This is a genomic window from Thermobacillus sp. ZCTH02-B1, assembly GCF_002159085.1.
In the GTDB taxonomy this organism is placed as follows: Bacteria; Bacillota; Bacilli; order Paenibacillales; family Paenibacillaceae; genus Thermobacillus.
Map to the genome: position 1 here is coordinate 1 of NZ_LZRU01000041.1, position 4,093 is coordinate 4,093.

A 4,093-nucleotide genomic window follows, 5' to 3' on the forward strand; every position below is an offset into this window, starting at 1 on the left:
TGTTGACGCTGGTTTCCCGTTCCGCCTTGACGCGAAAACGCTGGCGATCCCTTTGCTCAAGGATGATCTGATCCAACATCTCCAGCGCTGTCTTCATCGCGCTGGCGAACGCTTCCTGCATCTCCCGCAACATCCACTGCTCAAGCTCTTTCATTGAGGGAATGATTGTGGTAAAGTGCTGCACAGGAGCTTCCTCCTCTTGGTGTGTGTTTTGTGCCAAATTCACTTTACCGAGGGAGAAGCTCTTTTTCTATGTTCGCTTTTTCCAGACTTTACCCCCACGCAAATTTTACTCTAACCGACGGATGGGACTGCGACGCCGGACGGAGGCGGCCGCCAAGCGGAAACGGCCGCCCCCGGAGCGCTCATGCGCCGCTGAAAGCAGCCGTCCGCAAAAACCGTCATTTATGGAGAAAAGCCAGACAGAACAGACAATCTCCCTCCGTACGGAGGTGACCGTAATAGACGTTGCAGATATGAAAGCCTTCGTTATACAGACGGGCCAGATTGTCGTATCCTTCGCCGACGTACGAATGCGATTCCTCACGCCGTTCGGCGGATGCCGCATGCGCCGGTCCCGCGGCCGCCAGTTCCGCCCTGGCCGACACGCCGGCCTTCAGGAGCCTTCGGAGCTGCTGGTTCTCGATGCTGAGCCTCTTGTTCTCTTCAAGCAGCGACTTGATGGCGCGCTTCATGTCGGCCGCCTCCCGCAGCATTTGCTCGAGCGCGGCTTCCATGCGTTCGACTTGATCGAACAGATCTCTCGTCACTGTCCCACCTCGGCACCCGCGGCTCGCGTTATCCTTTCACAATGCAGTCGTCCAGCGGTATTTCCTTCGGTTTGCCTCCCGCCTCGAAGAGCTGCACGAGCAGCGTGCGCGACGCCGCGTTGATGGCCGTCACCTTGCCTTCGCCGTACGACGTGATGACGACCTTGCCGACGGCCGGCATCTCCCCGCGCACGCTCTCGTAATGGTCGTGCTCGAACTTGAGGCAGCACATCAGCCGGCCGCACAACCCCGAGATCTTCGTCGGATTGAGCGACAGGCTCTGGTCCTTCGCCATCTTGATCGAGACCGGCTCGAAATCGCCGAGCCAGGATGCGCAGCAGAGAATCCGCCCGCAAGGCCCGATGCCGCCGAGTATCTTCGCCTCGTCGCGCACGCCGATCTGCCTGAGCTCGATCCGGGTCCGGAAGACGCTGGCCAGATCCTTGACCAGCTCGCGGAAATCGACGCGGCCTTCGGCGGTGAAATAGAAGATGATCTTGTTCCGGTCAAACGTATATTCCACATCCACGAGCTTCATGCCCAGCCCGTGCTGCTTGATCTTCTCGAGACAGATGGCGAAAGCCTTCTTCGCCGCCGCCTCGTTCTCCTTCACGACCTTGGCGTCGTTCTCGTCGGCGATGCGGATGACCCGCTTCAGCGGAAGGACGACGTCCGACTCGGACACCTGTCTCCGGCCGATGACGACCTTTCCGTACTCGATTCCCCGCGCCGTCTCGACAATGACGTGCTGGTTCGTCTCCACGGGCAGGTCCGACGGGTCGAAGTAATAGATTTTGCCCGCTTTCTTGAAGCGGACACCGACGACATTGTACAAGAAATCAGCCCCCTTGTATCCTCACCAGGTGCTGCTCGAGGGCAAGCTGCGGCGATACATGGGCGCGGATGCGTTTTCCTGCTTCAAGCGTATGCTCCATGCATGCGACCCATTCATGCGGCTCCCGCATGAACGCGTGCCTGTCCATCCAGCCGATCTCGTCCGTGAACACCACCTGATCGCGCCTGCCGATCCGGACGTTCAGCAGATCCCGGTACCAGAGCACGAGCAGCGCAAGCGCGGTCTCGATCCGGTCGGACGACAGGCCGTTCTTGAAAGCTTGTCCGATGCCGACCATTGCGGCAGACAATCTGCCCAGACTGTCTTTCCCCAATTGTATCACCAGTTTTCTCGTTTCGGCAAACCCCTCTTGCTGGATAATCGCGCGGCAGGCGTCGATTCCGGCGGCGAGGTGCACCGCGGCCCGGGCAAGCAGCGGCGGCTGTCCTTCGGCGAGGAGCTTCTCGAGCATGACCTGGGGAGGCAGGGGAAGAAACGGAACAAACCGGACGCGCGAGCGGATGGTCGGGAGAATCGCCTGCGGATTTTCGGTCAACAGGATGACGACGACGGGCGAAGACGGTTCTTCGAGAAACTTGAGCATGCTGTTCGCCGCCTGGGGCGTCATCGTCTCGGCGCGTTCGATGATGGTGACCTTGCGCTTCGATCCCGGCGCGCGGAAGGACATGTCACGCTGCAGTTCGCGGATCTGGTCGATCTTGATCGCCGCGCCGTCCGGCTCCACGATCCGCAGATCCGGTTCGTTGCCGTGCTCGACCTTCCGACAGGCCGGGCATTCGCCGCATGCGTCATCTCCGCCCGCCGTGCAGAACAGCGCCTGCGCGAAGGCGAGCGCGGCCTGCTTCCGCCCCGTACCCGCCGGGCCGCCGAACAGCCAGGCGTGGTGGATGCTTCCGGTTTTCAGGGCCGCCTTGAGCAGCTTGACCGCCTTCGGCTGGCCGGTGATGTCGCTGAGCCGCATCGGGTCATCCGTCCTTTCCGCATCCATGAACACGTCTAGAACACCAGATTCATCAGCAATCCGCGGATTTCGCCGATTTTCGCGAGCAGCTCAAGCCGCCCTTCCTCGGTCTTGAGCAGCTCTTCTCCCATGCTCACGAGGATGGCGTCGATCTCTTCGACCAGCTTGTACCGCTTGATCCGGCCCCTCCGGTCCCAGCCGCGGGTCTCCTTCAGGCCGACGCCGCGCCGGACCGTGTCTTCGAGGAACCGCTTCACCATCTGGCGGTACAGCATCAGATCCCGCACCGTCATGCTGCGGGCGAGCCGCTCCCCTTGCCGATGGATGTCCTCCAGCATGCGCTGCAGCGCTTCCTGCGTCCGGGCCGTCTCCTGCTCCTGCATCAGATCGGCGAACGATTTCGACGCAACCTGGCGCTGGACGCTTTCCATCCGTGTCCGTTCCGATCCGATTGTGCGGTATCCGGGGTTGATTTTCATCGCGTATCCTTCCCATCTGCAGGTTCAGTCAGTACGCCGAAGTCCGCCGCCGATACGCAAAACTCCGCCGGCCGTCGGACCGGCGGGACGGATTCGGCCTGAAAGCCGTTCAGTAATGCTCGAAACGCTCGACGGGCAGCACCCATACCGCCGCGCCCCCGACCTGCACTTCGACGGGGAACGGCATGTACGAATCGGTTGATCCGCTCATCGGGGAGACCGGCGTCACGATCTGGTCGCGGACCTTGCAGTTGTTCCGGATGACGCGCAGCACATCCTCCACCCGTTCGTCTTCGATGCCGATCATGAATGTCGTATTGCCTGCACGAAGAAATCCTCCGGTGCTCGCCAGCTTCGTAGCGCGAAAGCCTTCCTGGATGAGGGCCGTGGACAAGCGGTTGCTGTCCTTGTCCTGCACGACGGCAATGACAAGCTTCATGCGCATCCCTCCCTGGGATGAATGTGTACCTATTTTATATTCCTGAATCCGTGAACTTCTATGAATCCTCCCGGAACCTTATTCCTGAAACCGGATCTTGACCGGACTATTTCCATGTTCATTACGAACCAACTGCTTCGCCCGCTGGCAGAAGGGCGCATCATGACTTGTACCACCGGTTTTGGCCATGTCGAACAGACCTGACGAACAAAGGTCTTTCGCCAGGCCATCCCATAACGGTTTCGTCTTCTTTCTCGCATCAGGCAAACGTCCGGTAGATTCGCTCCAGCACCGGTGACCAGGGACTGTGTTTTCCGAAGCTGAAGATCAGACTCCGCGCATGTCGAACCAGTCGCACCGCCATGTAGATGATGTTTTGAATAACGGTTCGGATTCGGCGGCGCTGCACGTTGCTGCGAATCGGTGCGTCGTCTTTGCGCAGGCTTTCCTGACCGATGATGCGCAGCAGATTGTAGGCAAACACGCCTGCATGCAGTACGAGATTATTCGTTGCAAATTTTCCGGCCGGCAACCGCTCCAGATCGAGATCCGTCTTGATTTCGCTGTGAAACTGTTCGCTGGTGGCGT

The 4,093-nt window shown here is 60.0% G+C and carries 7 protein-coding genes; all 7 read right to left on the reverse strand.

Annotation, left to right across the window (positions count from 1 at the left end; all coding sequences use genetic code 11):
* The coding region (locus A9Z00_RS14585; protein WP_278342317.1) for a UPF0236 family transposase-like protein at positions 1-184 on the reverse strand (184 nt) is incomplete at its 3' end.
* 217 nt (positions 185-401) lie between these two features.
* Positions 402-770: an initiation-control protein YabA gene (locus A9Z00_RS14590; RefSeq protein ID WP_296979002.1), complete on the reverse strand. Its 369-nt coding sequence runs from the start codon at positions 768-770 to the stop codon at positions 402-404.
* 28 nt (positions 771-798) lie between these two features.
* Positions 799-1,605, reverse strand: a complete 807-nt coding sequence (locus A9Z00_RS14595; protein ID WP_296979003.1) for a PSP1 domain-containing protein — start codon at positions 1,603-1,605, stop codon at positions 799-801.
* Positions 1,606-1,609: 4 nt separating this feature from the next.
* On the reverse strand, positions 1,610-2,587 hold the full coding sequence (gene holB / locus A9Z00_RS14600; protein WP_296979005.1) for a DNA polymerase III subunit delta': 978 nt from the start codon (positions 2,585-2,587) through the stop codon (positions 1,610-1,612).
* A 35-nt stretch (positions 2,588-2,622) separates the two neighbouring features.
* Positions 2,623-3,066, reverse strand: coding sequence for a YaaR family protein (locus tag A9Z00_RS14605; RefSeq protein ID WP_296979006.1), 444 nt, complete (start codon positions 3,064-3,066; stop codon positions 2,623-2,625).
* A gap of 109 nt (positions 3,067-3,175) precedes the next feature.
* Positions 3,176-3,505 carry a cyclic-di-AMP receptor gene (locus tag A9Z00_RS14610; protein WP_296979009.1) on the reverse strand — a complete coding sequence of 110 codons (330 nt, stop codon included), beginning with the start codon at positions 3,503-3,505 and terminating at the stop codon, positions 3,176-3,178.
* Between the two features lie 259 nt (positions 3,506-3,764).
* Positions 3,765-4,093: transposase (locus A9Z00_RS14615; RefSeq protein ID WP_296979011.1), on the reverse strand; the 329-nt coding region annotated here is incomplete at its 5' end.

What these genes read in the sequence shown, in the direction of transcription:
- holB (WP_296979005.1), bottom strand. Translation starts at nt 2,587, where the DNA reads ATGCGGCTCAGCGACATCACCGGCCAGCCGAAGGCGGTCAAGCTGCTC.
- A9Z00_RS14605 (WP_296979006.1), bottom strand. Translation starts at nt 3,066, where the DNA reads ATGAAAATCAACCCCGGATACCGCACAATCGGATCGGAACGGACACGG.
- A9Z00_RS14610 (WP_296979009.1), bottom strand. Translation starts at nt 3,505, where the DNA reads ATGAAGCTTGTCATTGCCGTCGTGCAGGACAAGGACAGCAACCGCTTG.